Genomic DNA, 15,949 nt, shown 5'->3' on the forward strand with positions numbered 1-15,949 from the left:
GAGACGTTGTGGATAATCTTTGTGGGTGTGCTGTTTCAAGTGAAGCGACAGTTCAATTGCGATATTCACAGTTTTGTTTTGATGTCGAATCATTACCATTTGCTGATAAGTACGCCGGACCTAAACATTGGTGAGGCTATGAAGTATCTGCACAGAGAGGTTGCTCGGTTGGCGAACAAAAGTTGTGGTCGAATCAATCACTTTTTCGGTGGGCGGTACAAATGGACTGTCGTCAACCACGAGGCCTATTATTGGAACTGCACAAAATATATTTTTAGAAATCCAGTGCGGGCGAAACTGTGTACTGATGTACAAAGTTATACCTATTCCTCTCTCAATCGAGACGCTGAAGAATTTAATTGGGACAATTATGATTTTTTTGCCCTAAAGAAGTCGATCATCGAATATGACCTTGAATGGCTCAATGAAACGTTCAGTAACGAAATAGAAGAAGGAATACGAAAGGGATTAAGGCGCCGAGAATTTCATATTCCTCGCTCTGAAAGAGGGAGTTGGATTGAACCTTGTGACTTAATTTACCGAAAGGGAACTGTTACCTAGTCTCTAATTTACCGAAAGGGAACTGTTACCTAGTCTCAAACTAAAACTTATAATAACAGATAGTGTTGCCGTGGACCCATTTCTCCTCTCCTTTTTGGTGAGGACCCTGATGGGTGATCTTTATGTGAGTCATGTAGGGCTTGAGGGTCAAGTGATCGAGCTCATCACTTCGGATCAACGGTGATTTCAAAGTTGCCATGTCCCGAAGGTCCACGGCTTGGTCGCTCCAAACATCCTTGACGAGGACCTTTTCTATGCCTTCCACTTTGTTTTCTCCCTTGGACAAGAAATCCACAACATGGGTGATTCTGTGCTCATCCGTCGCATAACATCTTATAAATTTGGAAGAGTCTCCGTAAACTGAAGTAAATATTGTGATGAGGAACATTGTCGGGCTCATGGCACCTCCGTAGAGGTTCTTAGCACGTGAGCAGGCTCATTCAATGAGAGATCACCCTATGGCCTAATTTGACGACCCGGCAGATGGAGAGAGTTGTCTTGCAATGTCAAAGTTTGGGGTGGCTGAGTCGTCAAAAAAGTCGGCATTTTCTACAACAGATATTAGTTGTTGATTTGAAAATTTTAATGGTTCCTAGTTTTAAGATTACTTACTTCGGTCGACGGGCGTACTTTTATTTATCTTAACTTAGGAGTGTCTATGAACCATTTATTAAAAGTCTTATTTGTTATGATTCTACATTTCCCTTTATTCGCCTCGGCGACGACAGCGTCGGCGGTTGAAAAAATGGCGGACTTCTTTACACGAATTGATCAAGAGGGTGAACTGGTAGATCAAAATTACTTCATTTCTTTTTCAAGTTTAAGTCCATCTGAGGAAATGCCAGGTAAGGACCAATGTTTTGAGAAAGTGAATTCGTCGGAAGTCGTTGATTTGGTGGAGGCTTATGCCATTAGCGCGATCGAAGTTCTCTATGGAGATACGGAGAAATTTTCCCCCTTTAAAGATGAGCTGACTTTGCGCTTGCAAGAGCTTGGAGATCTCCTTAAGAACAAAGAGATTCAAATGTGCACAGAGACATCTACGCCGAGCTACTCTGACGGCCATACGACCCACGTCGTTAGAATCGATGGGCAATTGAGTTTTATCTTTGAAGAAGGATACCCTGATTAAGCTGAATGTAATTTTGGCAAGTGCGGGAATTAATTCTGCGTATCGAGGGGCAGATCTTTAAAATGACGATCAAGTTAATATTAGTTTCGATGGCTACTTTGTTGAGTAGCTGTGTCTCCGTGCGGCCTACGAGCCACGGTCACACCCCCGAGAAAGTTGTGTCCCGAGGCCTGCCGCCATGCTTGCAAGGGTACACCGAGCAGCAATGCTCTGTCTTTCGCGATACGAATCGAGCGCGTATGGCTCATGGACTTCCACCCCTCCGAGGCTCCGTGAGCTGTAGCTACCTGGCACAGGATCACTCCAAGGACATGGCTCGCGAGCAGAAGTTGTCTCATGACAGCCCCCAGTTTGGAAATTTTGGTCGCAGAGCGAAGGCGTATCAATTACCGGGAACCTGGGGAGCTGAGAATGTGGCGTGGTCATCCGCGGGGAACAGTTACTACAAACAGGTAGTTGCCGGTTGGATGGATTCCCCAGGTCATCGCGCCAATATCTTAAGTCCGAACGCTACGGCGATCGGCATAGGTATCTTTAATGGCTACTTTGCTCAGTGCTTTACTAATGAATAGTTTTATTTGAGGTGGCGATACAGCTCGAGGCCGACCCAGGCGTCGGTGGCGGCGTAGAGCATTTGTTCGTCGGTGAGGAATTGGCGCTCCCAGTTCGTCATCTTTGGACCCTTGTAAAGGGTTGCTCCGAGGACTTCTTCCGTCATTTTTTTTAATCCCAAATGCTTTAGGCCTTTTTGTTTACCAATGCTTTGGATGTCGATAAAACCTTTGGGACTGAAGGGGAAGATTCTTTGCAGTTGTTTGAGATCGTGGGAGATCGCTGCGCCCACTTTAATCACGTTGGGATTCTCAAAGACGTCTCGGAGCGCATCGAATTTTTTTAAATAATGCATGCGAAACAGATAGGCGTCGGTGTCTGTGGCTAATTGTAAGAGAGCGGTTTTAAAATTTTCGCCTTTGCGATAGGCCGGTTTAGTTTCGGTGTCGAAGCCAAAGGCTTCAATCGTTGATAAATTCACGTCGGCCAGCATTTGATCGCTGGCGATGAGGTGAATTTTTCCTTGGAATTTTATAGATTTTTTCGCAGGCGACTCGCTGTCCGTCATTCTTTTAGAAATTCGGAGCGGTGGCTTTCGACTTGGCGATGGACGCGATCTGAGTCGTTTTAATGCGTTTTTCAACAGAGCGAACACCTTTAGTGACCTTCTTGTTAGAGAGCTTTACAAAGTCACGCTCGGACTCTTTTTGCATGCGCTCTTTGTTAATGTAACCGACGAGCTCTTCGCCGTTTTTTAAAACCACGTCGACAAGTGTATCGTAGATCAAAGCTTTCGATTTTGCCATTTGTTACCTCTATACCGCCACCTTGATAGCAAAAAGCGTGACAGTCAACCTGGGATTCCGTTTGTTGATCAACGATTCTGGTGTTACCTTGGCTTTTAATCCACTGACGATCGGAAAATTTATGACCTTATTTGGACTGCTTCTTTATTTCCCGCTTCTCTCGGGAGTTGTAGCTTGTTTGATTGGAATTGGGGCCATCATAAAGCCCGAGTTGATGTCGACAAATTTTGGCATTAAAGCCGTGGGAGCTGCCAAACATTTTGTGGTGGCGACGGGAGTGCGCGATGTTTTTATGGGCTTGACCGTACTGCTCTTATTTTATTTTCAGTCGTGGATGTTTGTGGGCTTGATTCATATTCTGATCGCTCTCGTTGCTCTGTCCGATTTTCTGATCGTCTTTAATTACGGCGAGAGAAAAGCCGCAGTCACGCATATGTTAGGGGCACTGGGGGCCGGTGCTTTTGGCCTGTGGGTGGTCTTCTTTATTGCCTAATATTTAGGCCGCTCGCCCTCTTATTTTTGTTAGAAGTTGGTCAGGATTCACCGGAGAATTGACTTCAATTCCTCCTCCGTTAAAAATTGAGATAAATACAAAGTTGATCGAATCGGTACGATATTGCTTACAAACTTGGGGGGAATGAGTTTGCTGCTAAATATAACCTTACTAAACACGATCTTAGTTTCTGTTTTATTCATCACACCGGCACTGAATGCGGCCTATCCCTTACAACCCGATCCCGAAGTGACGGCGGGTGACATGTGTTCCGAAGAAGATCACGATTTTTATGATTATCGGTATCCCGAAGAGATCGCTTATTGTGCGCGAAAAGTCAGCGCCTCTCAAAAAAGAAGAATTTACGAAGAGTACAATATTCCGGAAAAATGCCGTCATCGATATACGATTGATCATTTTATCCCTCTCGCGCTCGGCGGTAATAATTCCGACGTGAATCTCTGGCCAGAGCATAAATTGGTCAAAGCGTCTCGTCCTAAGCTTGAGATCGAGCTTTATTGGTCTCTTTCTAAAGGCGAAATCTCTCAGAAAAAAGCCGTAAAAATCATCGTGGCTGAAAAAACGAAGTTCAGAGAGCGCTTACAGAGTGCAGGACAGCGCCTGGCTGTCGATTGCGACGCTCCCGCCAAGGAATAAATCGACCTCTCTAAAAAGGTTGTTTCACCCCCGAGAAAGAGGGTAGGTTCTTCGAACGAGGAGAATCTATGAAACTTTTTTTATTACTGTGTGGGGCTGCTTTTATGACGTTCTCATTGGCTCAGGCTCAAAATCCGCAAAGCGCAAATCCCTTACTTGCCGAATGGACCGGAGCCCACGGCGGCGTGCCTCCCTTTGATCAAGTGAAAGTCTCCGACATCAAGCCCGCGGTGATCGCCGCCATGGAAATGTCTCGAAAAGAATATAAAGCGATTGCAGAAAACCCCGCACCACCGACCTTCGACAATACGTTGGCAGAGATGGAACGGGGAGGAAAGGCCTTTCGCAATGTCATGACCATCTACGGTGTTTGGTCCAGTGCGATGAACACTCCGGAGTTTCAAAAAGTCGAGCAAGAGCTCTCACCATTGCTCGCGGCTTTTGGCGATGAAATAGTTCAGAATGAAAAACTTTTTGCGCGCATCAAAGCCATCTCTGATTCTCCAGAGAAAGCGAAATTAACTCCAGAGCAGCAACGTCTGGTGTGGGAGCAGTACAATCAATTCGTACAACGAGGGGCTCTCCTGAATAAAAAGCAAAAAGCCCAAGTGGCAAAAATCAATCAACGGCTGGCCACGCTGGACACTCAGTTTAGCCAAAACGTTCTTGCCGATGAGGAAAAAGAGTCTTTAGTGATTAAAGATAGAAAGGATCTGGAAGGTTTGCCGCAATGGTTGATCGATGCGGCCTCCTCCGAGGCCGATCGTCGCAAGCAAAAAGGTCAATGGGTGATTTCCAATACGCGGTCGAGCATGGAGCCTTTTTTAACTTTTTCGTCCCAACGGGCTCTACGAGAAAAAGCGTTTAAGATTTGGACATCTCGCGGAGAAAATAAAAATAAGTATAACAATAGCAAAGTGATTAGCGAGATCCTGGCTCTGCGTTTAGAACGGTCCAAGCTTTTTGGATATCCCACCTACGCGCACTGGCACTTGGCCGACACCATGGCGAAAGATCCTCAAAAGGCTATGGATCTGATGCTAAAGGTCTGGAAACCGGCCGTCGAAAAAGTAAAACAAGATGTCGTCGAAATGCAGAAGCTCGTCGATGCAGAAAAAGGAAATTTCAAAGTTCAGCCTTGGGATTATCGTTTCTATGCCGAGAAGACTCGTAAGGCGAAGTATGATCTCGATATGGATATTTTAAAGCCTTACCTCCAGTTGGAAAATATTCGTAAAGCCATGTTCTGGTCGGCTGAAAAACTCTACGGTTTAAAATTCGACAAATTAGAAGGTATTCCTGTTTATCACCCGAGCGTCACTGTGTATAAAGTGTCTCGCGACGGGCAAGAGGTGGGTCTATGGTACTTCGATCCCTATGCTCGCCCAGGAAAACGTTCCGGCGCTTGGATGAACGCGTTTCGCGAACAATCGAAGTTAGACAATAAACCCGTCACGACGTTAGTTTCCAACAACTCCAATTTTATCGAAGGGAATCCCGGTGATCCCGTCTTGATATCATGGGATGATGCGACGACCATGTTTCATGAGTTTGGTCATGCGCTTCACGGGTTAAATTCCAACGTGGTGTATCCATCGCTTTCAGGAACAAATACGGCCAGAGACTTTGTCGAATTTCCATCACAGTTCCACGAGCACTATCTGGAAACTCCAGAGGTCTTAAAATTCCTGACCAACAAAGAGGGAAAGCCAATTCCTAAAGACCTTATTGCCAAAATCGAAAAAGCCAAAAATGCCAACGAAGGTTTTCGGAGCGTCGAATTTTTAAGCTCCGCCATCGTGGACATGAAGTTCCACTTGTCGACGGAGAAAAAGATCGATCCCGTGAAGTTTGAAAAGGAAACTCTCAAAGAACTCGGCATGCCGTCAGAAATCGTGATGCGCCATCGAACCCATCACTTTGGTCACATCTTCTCTGGAGAAGGATATGCCGCAGGCTACTATGGTTATCTCTGGGCCGAAGTGCTTAATCAAGATGCCTTTGAAGCTTTCACGCAAGCGGGAAGTCCCTATGATAAGAAGACCGCCAAGAAATTCCGCGAAAAATTATTAGCCGTGGGGAACTCCATTGATCCTGCCGAAGCCTATCGCAATTTTAGAGGACGCGATCCTAAGCCCGACGCCCTTTTAAAATCGCGGGGATTTGCGACGGACGCAGCGGTTGGCCGCACCTCCGGAGCTGGCGCGCACTAAAAAGAAGTGGGACCCGATCATCCGAAGTTACTGGTCAACCCTCCAAAGGCATTTTGCTCCGTCGGGGCAGGAATTCCACTGGAGGTTCTACAGAAGTTAAACAAGTGAGCTCTGAGGGTGGCACCTCATTTGCTCTATCGATCTGCGAAGCTATCGTGAAAGGAGGGGGAAATGAAAAAGGGAAATAAAAAAGCAGATCAGAACAAGCCTAAAGATAAAAAAAATGAAAGTAAGACTAAACCCAGCGCTAAAAAATAATCGGTTCCTAAAAATCTTCGGGATAGTATGAACACTATCCCGAAATTGAGAGACTTCGGCGATCCTCAGCCTCCAAGTGAAACACAAAGGCCCAACAATACAAATCCAACAAAAGCAATTATAAGTCCGAAGTAAAAAGGATGATTCTGCTCCGTCGAACAACCCCAGCCATAGCCGATGGCAAACAGGGCGATTGTCGCAAGAATATTTGAAGTCACGACTGCATTATAGCTCGGATGTATGATGAGAAGGGGGGCGGTCACAGCGATAGCGGCAAAAAGATAAACGGCCATCACTCCCACAAAAGCAAGCAAGTCTTTCGAAGATAAAATGATTTTTTCCGGATCAGCAAGTCTCTCTTTCTTTGTGAAGAGCAGTGCCACCGCATCCTCGCCCCACGTGTGCAAAATGTCTTCGTCGATATTATGTTGAAGATGGCTAATAAATTGATCGAGCTTCATGGAAGCTCGGAGAGATCTCGACAATCTTTTAAATCGGGCACGCCGAACTTCGATTCCGACATATTGAACGACACCATCAATCATGCCCCAGGCGAAATTTGCTCCGAAGACCGAAAAGATCATAACGTTGATGTTGACGATCCCCTCTTTGGATGAGGAGAGATAAATCGAATTGAGGACTGACAGGGCCATAATGACCGCACATATGGCTTCTTCCGCAAATTCCGCAAACTCGTAGTGGGTCCTATGATACATCTGTAAATCATAAGATATTCCTATGGGTGGTCAACAGCTCATCTAATTCTTTGATGGAAAAAAGCGCCGGAATGGCTCCAGGTGTTGAGTAAAAAACTCAAATTTAGGTAAAAAATTTAGTCGCGCTACGGAGACATGCTCTCTCGCGAGGATCTTGTTATATTGGAGGCCTTTGGATTTGAACCCAGTTGTGTAGAAAGAAAACGGTATGAATAAAATTATAGTGTTCTGTATTTTACTCGCATCCCCCCACGCTCTCGCTTCGAGCCAAGTCGTTACGATTCTCGATTGCGGGAAAGACAATCCATCGATCAAAAGTTGGGGAGGAAAACTCTACGTTGCGGATCGTGGAAACTTAGAGCCTCTCGTTGAGACCGAAAAAGTGAACGTTTTAAAAAGTCCCCATTTTTCTTTGACATTACAGACCAGCCGCGGCGGCACTCTTGCTCTAAAGACCGACGGACAAAGTTTTAGTTGCTCCACTCCATCGGTCAAGTGAGTTCTATTTTTCGATCATCGCGGTGAGGACCTGAGGGCCCTTTGCGGTGATGAGGACATTGTCCTCGAGGCGAATTCCGCCAAAGTCTTTCCACTTTTCGAGCTCATCCCAATTTATAAAATCTTTGTACTGAGCGCGAAGTTCGGGATCGTTGATCAATGAAGAGTGAAAGTAACACCCGGGCTCTACGGTGATCAAAGTGTTTTCCTGCAGTTGAAGATCGACGCGAAGTCGAACCCCGCAATATTTTTTGGGGTTCACGTTTTCTTCCTGTCCTGTGTCTCGGACTCGAAGACCCACCAAATGGCCTATCCCATGAGGAAAGAATATGGAGATCGCGCCGCTCTCTAAAACGGTCGTCACATCGCTCTTAAAAATCTTTAATGCGTGTAAGCCTTCGGCAATCACTCGAGCCGCGGTCAAATGGACGTCATGCCACTCGCGGCCGATCGTACAGCTCTGAATCGCTTGAGCCTGTGCTTTAGCGACAAGGCTCACCATATCTTTTTGTCGGGGAGTGAATTGGCCCGAGGTGGAGAATTGGCGGGTGACATCGACGCAGTAATCAAAGACTTCCGCCCCGCCATCAACGAGGAGCATTTCGTTTTCGCCGAGCACGCGGTGGCTGGGCACCGCATGGAGGATGGCGGAGTTAGGGCCGCTGCCCATCAGCGTCCCGTAGGGCATTCCGTGAGCGCCAGCGCGAAAGACTTCGGCTTCGTACTCGATTTGCAATTGTCTTTCGGTGAGACCTGGTCGAATCAACTGGCGCAAAACTTTGTAGCCGGCATTGGCCATGTGGCCCACTTTCTGGATGAGCGCCACTTCTTCAGAATCTTTAGCCCGACGAATGGTGTTCATCGTTTGCAGAAGTTGCAGATCGAGATCGTGTTGGAAGGGGAGACCAAGAGTGTCGAGAAAGGGAAGTGGACCTCCGACCAAAAAGACGCGATGAAAGGAGTTCTTTTTGAAAAACGTCGCGAGATCTTTGAGCGTGGGTAAGTTTTCACCAGTGTCACTGAGACCCTCCCAAAGCTTCTCATCTCTCGAGACGGGCGGCTCGTAAACTGTCCAACCTGAATCTAACGAAAAGACGGCGACGCCCTCAGCGCGACGCCGGCCCGTGAGCCAGTAGTAAGAGGGGTGAGGTAAAAAATCGTAATTTTGGTCGAGACCACCCGGTTTTTGCGTGGGAACACCGCAGGAAACAATCACGGCGTCGGACGGAGATAAAAGAGGACTCCAGGCTTTCTGTAATTGGGTTTGCCGGTTATTGATGGCTTGTTTGGAAAAAATCATGGCTCCACCTCTCGTCAGGTTTCCGCAATATTGCATAAAAAATAATTAATGTCGTTTGAAAAACTAGGAGCGGCTTACTGCTACGAACGTGTTACGACGCGATTCACTAGGAGTAATACTAAAGATCCTGCGACGGCGGCGGCAAATCCGTAGACGTTCCAGCCGACGCGGACATTCAAGCCCACTTGAGCGGCGAGCACGCCGCCTAAAAAGGCGCCCAAGATTCCCAAAAGAATGGTACGAATCCATCCTAACTTTTCGTCGCCGGGAAGAAGAACTTTGGCCACCACTCCTGATGCTAAGCCTAAACCGACCCAGTTCACCGCGAGGGGAACGTAAGGGATCGCCAAAAACTTTTGAACCATAAAATTAATGTCCATCCCCTAATTTTGCTCGCAAATTCATCACAGAGCAAGATCGAGTCTAGGCGGTTGCATTTACGAAATAAGACCTCTAACTTTAATCTCATGGCCTATAAAGCGCTGATCATTTTGATTGAACCCCCTTTGCCTTTTGGCAATGCGGCCAGCCGCTGGTTCCATGTATTGGTCCAGGGATTTAAAGCCCGGGGCTATGACTTTGATGTCCTCGTCACCAGTGGAAACGATAAGGATCTCGACAAAGCGCGAGTCGTTTTTAAAGACTGGCGCAATATGCATTTCTTCGCGTTTGATAAGCCCAAAGGATTTTTATCAAAAATCAAAACCATACTGTATCCGCAAAAGTTTTCGTTGAGTGCCGAGTTTCTAAAAAAACTGGAGAGTTTAAATCCCGACTCCTACGATATCATTCACGTGGAGCAGACTTGGGCGGGCTGGGGCACATGGGCTTGGCCTCACAAAACGCTGATCAATGTTCATTTCCTTTTAGCCATTGATTTAGAGTTAGAAAAACCGAAAGGACTTAAATATCGATTTATGTTCCAAAGGTGGTTTGCGGCGGAGAAAAAAATTTTAAATCATTATCCGCACATTCGGACCTGTTCGCCGCGGCTCAAGGAACACATTCACAGCTGGGGTGTTCCTAAAAAACACTTAGAGTCGATTCCTTTTGGAATTGATTTGTCTCTCTATCCTTTTATTTCCACCTCGCAAAGGCAAACTCAAGAGCCCATCATTACGGTTATAGGAAATATGCAGTGGTCGCCTTCGCTTTCGGCCGCAAAGAGATTGGCCGGAGAACTGTGGCCCGAGATTCTCCGACAAATTCCAAACGCTAAACTGAGAATTGTGGGTTGGGCCGCGCGAGAGCATCTCAAAGATTTTCTCGATCAACCTCAAATCGAAATTTTAGAAAACGTGCCCGAAATACAACCCTACTTTGAACAGGCTTCGGTGCTCGTTTATGCTCCCGGTCGCGGAAGTGGGATGAAGATCAAAATTCAAGAGGCTTTAGCCTTTGGTGTGCCCGTCGTTACAAACTCAGAAGGGATCGAAGGTCTTAATGTGAAAGATATGGTTCACGTCGCTCTTGGAGAAACCAATGAGGAGTTGATTGCGAAGACGGTTCAAATTCTTAAAGATCCGTCGCTCCAAGAATCTCTAAGAGTCAACGGCCGTAAGATGTTAGAAAAGCAGTGCGGGCCCGAAGCGACGCTTTCGCAGATCGAAAAACTTCACCGCCGTATCATCGCGTCCCATCGACCTATTTAAGATCTTTCGAAGAGTAGCCCCATTCGGCGAGAATCACTTCTTCGTCCGCCGGGGATAGTGCTTTTTTAAATTTAGCACCGGAGCGGCCTTTCACTCGGCGTTCGCAATCGGACCACGTTTGATGGCGCTCCACTGTGCCATTCACTGCGCTTAAGTAAGAGTAAGCTTTGGCTTTAGGGGTGGCCTCGCGCATGGGCGGCAGAGAAGTGTCTTCGGGTAGATCGTAAGGATTGTGTTCGTACTGGAGGAGAGGTCCGTCGTACAATTCGCAGTACTGTCTCTTCGAAAAGCAAACTGCAATTTCGTCACAGCGTTCGTTGCCGGGATTGCCTTGATGTCCCCGCACATAGTGCCAAGTGACATTGTTTTTTCCTCGTCGGGAATGAAGCGCATGCAGCTCTTGCCACTGTTGCTTGTTAGCGACGGGTTCGCCTTGGGCGTTGACCCAACCTTTGCGCATCCAGCCCCAGATCCACTGAGTGATGCCGCGAATGACATAGGTGGAATCGGTGCAGACCATCACATCTTCAGCACGGTCATGAATCGACTCGAAGGCGCTGATGACGGCTTGAAGTTCCATTTGATTGTTGGTTGTGGCCGGTTGGCCGCCGCCGAACTCGCGCACTTGCCCCTCGGGGAGAGTCACGATGCAGCCCCAGCCGCCAGGGCCGGGATTCCCCGAACACGCTCCATCCGTATGAATAACAATTTTGTCTTTAAACGAAGTCACGAAGGGATGTTAGTCAACGCTCTTGAATTTGTCCACGGAACTTTGGAGCTTATCTCCCCAGTTCTTCCTAAATTGCCCCGATTGTAAGCTGAAAACAGCCACTTCGTAGGCAGGAGGCTTGACGGTCTGTGGGCTTATTGTGGGCTCGGCGTTTGCAAAGATGGAAAGCATGTTTGAACACATTTTTGAAAGCATCGTCGTCAGAAAAGGTCAGCCAGAAACTCAACTGAGTGAACAGCGTTTTAAAGAACAGTACCGTAGGAATTTTTTTGATCCTCATTTTAAGGATGTGTCCGTGGAAGTGGAACGCATCGTGGAGAGGGCGTGGGAAAACTACAACGCCCATCGAAAAGCTCCCATCACGGTGAAGGCGGGTCCCGCGTTTAAGGATCCCGAATATAAACTTTCGGCCGAGTGGCTTTCCGCTCACCAAAAAATTCAAAAGGCGCAGGCCGCATGGACCACATCAAAGAACCGAGTGCTTGTGATCAATGGTTCGCCACGCAATGAGCACACCTGTCCCGGAGAAATTCCCAAAAGCTATCGTATGGTGGAGGCCGCCAAAGAGATTTTTATGGAGAAAGGGGTTGAGATCGACTTTTTAGATTTAAGTCGCGTGACCTCTGAGTACGGGAAAACGATTCATCCCTGTAAGGGATGTGTTTCGACGTCCATGGCTCTTTGTCACTGGCCCTGCTCGTGTTATCCCAACCACTCGCTCGGTCATCATCATGACTGGATGAACGAGATCTACGAAAAATGGGTGAGTGCTCATGGGATCATGATTATCACTCCGGTGCATTGGTACCAAACTCCGAGTGTTTTAAAACTGATGATCGATCGATTGGTCTGCGCCGATGGTGGAAACGCAGATCCAACGAGCACTTCTGGAAAAAATGTCATCCAAGCGAAAAAAATGGAGCTGGCCGGTTGGCCCTATCCAAAACATCTTGCCGGGCGAGCTTTTTCCGTCGTTGTTCATGGAGATGCCACAGGTGTGAATAATGTTCGTCATCATCTTGTGGATTGGCTTAGGGACATGGAACTTATTCCCGCCGGCCGTAGCGGAATGCTCGAAGGTTACATCGGCTACAACCAACCTTATGCGAGCAGCCACCACGATCTTGATGCCGACAAAAATTTTATGACGGAAGTTAAAAACGGGGCGCTAAGCCTGGTCGAAAAAATCAATAGCATTCGCGCGGGAGTCGTTGAGCCAGATCATGGCTTATCTCACGCGATCAAAAAATAGGAGACATTATGAGCACTGAATTAACCATGTTAGGATACACTATAGTTTTAGGAATCGTGCAGTTGTTGATGGCCGCCCAGGCTTCAACATCCGAGTATGGTTTGGCCTGGAACTTGAGTCCCCGAGACGAAAAGAAGCCCGAGTTAAGAGGTGTTAAGGGGCGCATTGAGCGATCGTTTAAAAATTTTCAAGAGACATTTCCCTTTTTTGTGGCGGCAGTCGTGTTGGTGACGGTATCGAATCAGAGCAGTCCCATCACCTCTTTAGGTGCGCAGATTTATTTTGCAGCACGCATCGTGTATATTCCTCTTTATATTGCCGGAATTCCAGTGGTGCGCTCTTTAGTGTGGCTGGGCTCGTTGATTGGCATTGGAATGATGTTGATCGCACTCTTCTAAGCGACCAGAGGAGGGTTCAGCTCTCCTAATGCGGTGACTCGTCTAAAAATCTTACATGAAACCGAGTTAAAGTTGTCAAAGACGTCAGCGCTCATCATATTGCATTTTCGTTAAAACCACCGAGGGGTTCGGTGGGAATTGCAAGGGGTTGCTGTGCGGGGTTTTGGGATCTTCTTATTTTTATATTTAGTTTTACCACAAAGTGGTTGGGCGGCTCCCGCGTGCACCGAAATTTTTTTTAAATCATCCGACTACTTACTTCCGCTGCGTCCGGCGCAGGAAACGCCGATCTCGATGCAAGGCAAAGCGATAGGAGTTATCGAGAGCATGAATCTGTGGATTCAGGTGCTCGACGGCCACTTACCCGTCGGTCGGTTTGAACTGCAAACTTTGGATAGATCTTACCGAACTTCCGCATTTTTAGTGAGCGGAAAGGGCCCGATTCTCGTCATTGGGCTCAACTCCGAAGGTCGATCGGAGAGGGCTCATAAAATCGTTGTCTCCCATGAATTTGGTCATTTGGTGTTTTTCGAAAATGTCGTCTTTGAGTTTCGCGGAAAAAAATGGACGCTGGCAGAAGCTTTCTCGGAAGCGGCCCGGTCCCAGGAGCGCCTGAGGTTCAATCTCGAATATCAAAGACTCGTTTCCGAAATCAGAGAGCTGGACGAAGTTCTTAAGCTTGCGAAGATGGCTGGTAAAACGGATCAAATCCGCGACCTCTCCGAAGCGATGGCGCGCCGACAGGAAAAAGCCATGGAAATTGATGATCGGCATGCCTTTGCCGATTACGCCAACGATGTGCTTTTAGTTTATAACGAACTCTTTGCCGATGCTTTCGCGCTTCTGATGAATAGTAAGAATCCAAGGGCCATCACCGAGTCCATCGACATCGAACACGATAGTCATTTGAATTTTTTGAGTCAGCAACTAATGAACCGCGCGAACAACGACGGTAAAAATGTTCCGGCTCCAAGGGAGTTCGCCGTCACTGGTTTTAAAAACTGGAAACACGAATTAGGTGATGCGTATACGTTGCTCGATCCCGCGCGGGGAGTACTGTGGGAACTTTACATGAAGAATATAAAGCCCGAGCACATCCCGTTATTCCTTAAAACGTTTATCGATGCTACAGGTCGCCATGTGAGCGATCGGATGGCCACATCTTCGGTGAATCCTCGCGTTTCGGCTCGCGAAGCTGATCCCATGGAGTTGAATCAGTCTTTCCTGAGATACTTCAGAGCCGCTGCGAACAGAAATGGTTTGCCGATCTCGAAATAATTATTCCAGGCTATATTTGATCCGTAAGCGCTGCAAATTCTCTCGATGGGCGCGCACCGTAAGGGTGACGCCACCTTCGGTGTAGACCTCATTGAGCACACGCATTTGGGCGCGAATTTCGCCGATGACCCCCTGGACGTTGTAAGGGATAAATACGTCCTCATCCACCATGGGGCTCTCAAAATGTCGGACCAGGGTTTGATGAAGGGCCATCACATCTTCCGGATTCTTTGCCGAAAGAAAAATGGCTTCGGGAAATTCGACTTTCAATTGTATCAATTCCTCTGGGGACAATCGGTCGATCTTGTTTAAAACTAAACGACTCGGGACTTCGCCCGCTCCCACTTCCGCCAATACCGCTTTTGTCACTTCCAGTTGGGAACGAAATGTGGGATCCGACGAATCTACAACGAATAACAGCAGGGAGGCGTGAAGGGCCTCGTCCAATGTGGATTTAAAAGAAGCGACGAGATCGTGCGGGAGTTTTTTAATAAAGCCCACCGTGTCCGAAATCAAAATTTTGGGCTGAGTTTCGGGATAGATCCCACGAATAGTGGTATCTAGGGTGGCAAATAATTTGTCGGCGACAAGAACTTCGCTGCCGGTGAGAGCACGCATCAGCGACGACTTCCCCGCATTCGTATAACCCACAAGGGCCACGGTGATCTCTTCGCGACGGGATCGACGGGAGTCTTGCTCGTCGGCGATTTCTGCTAGTTCTTCTTTAAGCTCTTTAATGCGATCGCGAATCTTACGACGATCCAGCTCAATACTTGTTTCGCCGGAGCCCTTACCGCCACCACCTTGTTGCCGATCGTGCTTCCCCGTTTCTCGGATGCGAGGAGCGAGGTAAGCGAGACGTGCGATTTCCACTTGCAGTTTTGCGGCGCGAGTTTTGGCGTGGCGGCTAAAGATTTCAATAATGACTCCGGTACGATCCAAGGCCGGAACACCGGTGGCGCTTTCTAGATTTCTCAATTGGGACGGAGAAAGTTCAGTGTCGACGATGACTAAATTGGCCTTTGCACGATTTCCATCTTCAGATGCGGCCTCCTCTTCGTCAGTGTCTTCATCGTCCGCATTATCTTGAGGGTCGTCGTCGGAGGTTCGTTCAAAGCGCAAAGCCGCTTTATGTTTTTTCCGAACAAATGTCGGTCCCACGACTCCAGGGCCACCGGTCCACTTTGCCAGTTCTTGCAATTTCCCGTCGCCGAGAACGTTGGCGCTGCGATCGGAGTCTTTTTTTTGCGTGATCTGATGGACCACCTTACAACCCATCGTTGTCACTAAACGGGCGAGTTCCGCCAGCGAAGCTTGATTTTCGGTGTCCGAAACCGTGGGAAGTTGAATGCTCACTAATACGGCGTTTAATGGTTTAGCTTGAGTCGATGTTGTCATGGTCATGTTTTTATAACAGAAGGCCGCCAACGTCCTGTGATTTCTTTTAGATTGC

19 protein-coding genes are annotated in these 15,949 nt (G+C 47.6%); 11 read left to right on the plus strand and 8 right to left on the minus strand.

Annotation, left to right across the window (positions count from 1 at the left end):
• Positions 1 to 6 precede the first annotated feature (6 nt).
• A complete protein-coding gene (locus K2Q26_14515; protein ID MBY0316731.1) occupies positions 7 to 561 on the plus strand; it encodes a transposase in 555 nt (184 codons plus the stop codon).
• A 40-nt stretch (positions 562 to 601) separates the two neighbouring features.
• Here the strand turns inward: K2Q26_14515 and K2Q26_14520 are convergent, their stop codons facing one another.
• Positions 602 to 961, minus strand: a complete 360-nt coding sequence (locus K2Q26_14520) for a hypothetical protein (GenBank protein ID MBY0316732.1) — start codon at positions 959 to 961, stop codon at positions 602 to 604.
• Positions 962 to 1,219: 258 nt separating this feature from the next.
• Between K2Q26_14520 and K2Q26_14525 the strand changes: the two genes are divergently transcribed.
• Positions 1,220 to 1,693: a hypothetical protein gene (locus K2Q26_14525; GenBank protein MBY0316733.1), complete on the plus strand. Its 474-nt coding sequence runs from the start codon at positions 1,220 to 1,222 to the stop codon at positions 1,691 to 1,693.
• 62 nt (positions 1,694 to 1,755) lie between these two features.
• Entirely contained in the window at positions 1,756 to 2,265 is a 510-nt protein-coding gene (locus K2Q26_14530; protein ID MBY0316734.1) for a CAP domain-containing protein, read from the plus strand.
• Between the two features lie 2 nt (positions 2,266 to 2,267).
• Here K2Q26_14530 and K2Q26_14535 read toward each other — a convergent pair whose 3' ends face one another.
• Together K2Q26_14535 and K2Q26_14540 are read right to left on the minus strand one after the other, a co-directional pair.
• Positions 2,268 to 2,813 (minus strand): 3'-5' exonuclease domain-containing protein 2, encoded by a 546-nt coding sequence (locus K2Q26_14535; protein ID MBY0316735.1) that lies wholly within the window; start codon positions 2,811 to 2,813, stop codon positions 2,268 to 2,270.
• A 4-nt stretch (positions 2,814 to 2,817) separates the two neighbouring features.
• Complete coding sequence (locus K2Q26_14540) at positions 2,818 to 3,051, minus strand: hypothetical protein (protein ID MBY0316736.1); 234 nt, start codon at positions 3,049 to 3,051, stop codon at positions 2,818 to 2,820.
• 37 nt (positions 3,052 to 3,088) lie between these two features.
• Between K2Q26_14540 and K2Q26_14545 the strand changes: the two genes are divergently transcribed.
• From K2Q26_14545 to K2Q26_14555, 3 genes are all read left to right on the plus strand, one after another.
• Complete coding sequence (locus K2Q26_14545; GenBank protein MBY0316737.1) at positions 3,089 to 3,544, plus strand: DUF4267 domain-containing protein; 456 nt, start codon at positions 3,089 to 3,091, stop codon at positions 3,542 to 3,544.
• A 144-nt stretch (positions 3,545 to 3,688) separates the two neighbouring features.
• Positions 3,689 to 4,201: a hypothetical protein gene (locus K2Q26_14550; protein ID MBY0316738.1), complete on the plus strand. Its 513-nt coding sequence runs from the start codon at positions 3,689 to 3,691 to the stop codon at positions 4,199 to 4,201.
• A 68-nt stretch (positions 4,202 to 4,269) separates the two neighbouring features.
• Positions 4,270 to 6,414 carry a M3 family metallopeptidase gene (locus tag K2Q26_14555; GenBank protein MBY0316739.1) on the plus strand — a complete coding sequence of 715 codons (2,145 nt, stop codon included), beginning with the start codon at positions 4,270 to 4,272 and terminating at the stop codon, positions 6,412 to 6,414.
• A gap of 323 nt (positions 6,415 to 6,737) precedes the next feature.
• Here the strand turns inward: K2Q26_14555 and K2Q26_14560 are convergent, their stop codons facing one another.
• A complete protein-coding gene (locus tag K2Q26_14560) occupies positions 6,738 to 7,388 on the minus strand; it encodes a hypothetical protein (GenBank protein ID MBY0316740.1) in 651 nt (216 codons plus the stop codon).
• A 208-nt stretch (positions 7,389 to 7,596) separates the two neighbouring features.
• On the opposite strand from K2Q26_14560, the gene K2Q26_14565 reads away from it, so the two are divergent.
• The gene (locus K2Q26_14565; protein ID MBY0316741.1) at positions 7,597 to 7,887 is read left to right on the plus strand and encodes a hypothetical protein; all 291 of its coding nucleotides are present in this window, start codon (positions 7,597 to 7,599) and stop codon (positions 7,885 to 7,887) included.
• Between the two features lie 3 nt (positions 7,888 to 7,890).
• Here K2Q26_14565 and K2Q26_14570 read toward each other — a convergent pair whose 3' ends face one another.
• Together K2Q26_14570 and K2Q26_14575 are read right to left on the minus strand one after the other, a co-directional pair.
• On the minus strand, positions 7,891 to 9,186 hold the full coding sequence (locus K2Q26_14570) for a M24 family metallopeptidase (GenBank protein ID MBY0316742.1): 1,296 nt from the start codon (positions 9,184 to 9,186) through the stop codon (positions 7,891 to 7,893).
• Between the two features lie 80 nt (positions 9,187 to 9,266).
• Positions 9,267 to 9,551, minus strand: coding sequence for a GlsB/YeaQ/YmgE family stress response membrane protein (locus K2Q26_14575; GenBank protein MBY0316743.1), 285 nt, complete (start codon positions 9,549 to 9,551; stop codon positions 9,267 to 9,269).
• Between the two features lie 66 nt (positions 9,552 to 9,617).
• On the opposite strand from K2Q26_14575, the gene K2Q26_14580 reads away from it, so the two are divergent.
• Positions 9,618 to 10,838, plus strand: a complete 1,221-nt coding sequence (locus tag K2Q26_14580; protein ID MBY0316744.1) for a glycosyltransferase family 4 protein — start codon at positions 9,618 to 9,620, stop codon at positions 10,836 to 10,838.
• Here K2Q26_14580 and rnhA read toward each other — a convergent pair.
• Positions 10,831 to 11,568, minus strand: coding sequence for a ribonuclease HI (gene rnhA / locus K2Q26_14585; GenBank protein ID MBY0316745.1), 738 nt, complete (start codon positions 11,566 to 11,568; stop codon positions 10,831 to 10,833). The two genes, K2Q26_14580 and rnhA, sit on opposite strands and share 8 nt — an antisense overlap.
• 118 nt (positions 11,569 to 11,686) lie before the next feature.
• Between rnhA and K2Q26_14590 the strand changes: the two genes are divergently transcribed.
• From K2Q26_14590 to K2Q26_14600, 3 genes are all read left to right on the plus strand, one after another.
• Positions 11,687 to 12,820: a flavodoxin family protein gene (locus tag K2Q26_14590; GenBank protein ID MBY0316746.1), complete on the plus strand. Its 1,134-nt coding sequence runs from the start codon at positions 11,687 to 11,689 to the stop codon at positions 12,818 to 12,820.
• An 8-nt stretch (positions 12,821 to 12,828) separates the two neighbouring features.
• Entirely contained in the window at positions 12,829 to 13,218 is a 390-nt protein-coding gene (locus tag K2Q26_14595; GenBank protein MBY0316747.1) for an MAPEG family protein, read from the plus strand.
• A 153-nt stretch (positions 13,219 to 13,371) separates the two neighbouring features.
• On the plus strand, positions 13,372 to 14,496 hold the full coding sequence (locus tag K2Q26_14600; protein MBY0316748.1) for a hypothetical protein: 1,125 nt from the start codon (positions 13,372 to 13,374) through the stop codon (positions 14,494 to 14,496).
• Here the strand turns inward: K2Q26_14600 and hflX are convergent, their stop codons facing one another.
• Complete coding sequence (hflX, locus tag K2Q26_14605) at positions 14,497 to 15,894, minus strand: GTPase HflX (protein ID MBY0316749.1); 1,398 nt, start codon at positions 15,892 to 15,894, stop codon at positions 14,497 to 14,499.
• Positions 15,895 to 15,949 lie beyond the last annotated feature (55 nt).

The sequence above is a fragment of the Bdellovibrionales bacterium genome (assembly GCA_019750295.1).
Lineage (GTDB): Bacteria > Bdellovibrionota > Bdellovibrionia > Bdellovibrionales > JAGQZY01 > JAIEOS01.

Excerpts from the sequence above, each read along its gene's own strand:
- K2Q26_14520 (MBY0316732.1), bottom strand. The coding sequence starts at position 961 with ATGAGCCCGACAATGTTCCTCATCACAATATTTACTTCAGTTTACGGA.
- K2Q26_14525 (MBY0316733.1), top strand. The coding sequence starts at position 1,220 with ATGAACCATTTATTAAAAGTCTTATTTGTTATGATTCTACATTTCCCT.
- K2Q26_14530 (MBY0316734.1), top strand. The coding sequence starts at position 1,756 with ATGACGATCAAGTTAATATTAGTTTCGATGGCTACTTTGTTGAGTAGC.
- K2Q26_14535 (MBY0316735.1), bottom strand. The coding sequence starts at position 2,813 with ATGACGGACAGCGAGTCGCCTGCGAAAAAATCTATAAAATTCCAAGGA.
- K2Q26_14540 (MBY0316736.1), bottom strand. The coding sequence starts at position 3,051 with ATGGCAAAATCGAAAGCTTTGATCTACGATACACTTGTCGACGTGGTT.
- K2Q26_14550 (MBY0316738.1), top strand. The coding sequence starts at position 3,689 with ATGAGTTTGCTGCTAAATATAACCTTACTAAACACGATCTTAGTTTCT.
- K2Q26_14555 (MBY0316739.1), top strand. The coding sequence starts at position 4,270 with ATGAAACTTTTTTTATTACTGTGTGGGGCTGCTTTTATGACGTTCTCA.
- K2Q26_14560 (MBY0316740.1), bottom strand. The coding sequence starts at position 7,388 with ATGTATCATAGGACCCACTACGAGTTTGCGGAATTTGCGGAAGAAGCC.
- K2Q26_14565 (MBY0316741.1), top strand. The coding sequence starts at position 7,597 with ATGAATAAAATTATAGTGTTCTGTATTTTACTCGCATCCCCCCACGCT.
- K2Q26_14570 (MBY0316742.1), bottom strand. The coding sequence starts at position 9,186 with ATGATTTTTTCCAAACAAGCCATCAATAACCGGCAAACCCAATTACAG.
- K2Q26_14575 (MBY0316743.1), bottom strand. The coding sequence starts at position 9,551 with ATGGTTCAAAAGTTTTTGGCGATCCCTTACGTTCCCCTCGCGGTGAAC.
- K2Q26_14595 (MBY0316747.1), top strand. The coding sequence starts at position 12,829 with ATGAGCACTGAATTAACCATGTTAGGATACACTATAGTTTTAGGAATC.
- hflX (MBY0316749.1), bottom strand. The coding sequence starts at position 15,894 with ATGACAACATCGACTCAAGCTAAACCATTAAACGCCGTATTAGTGAGC.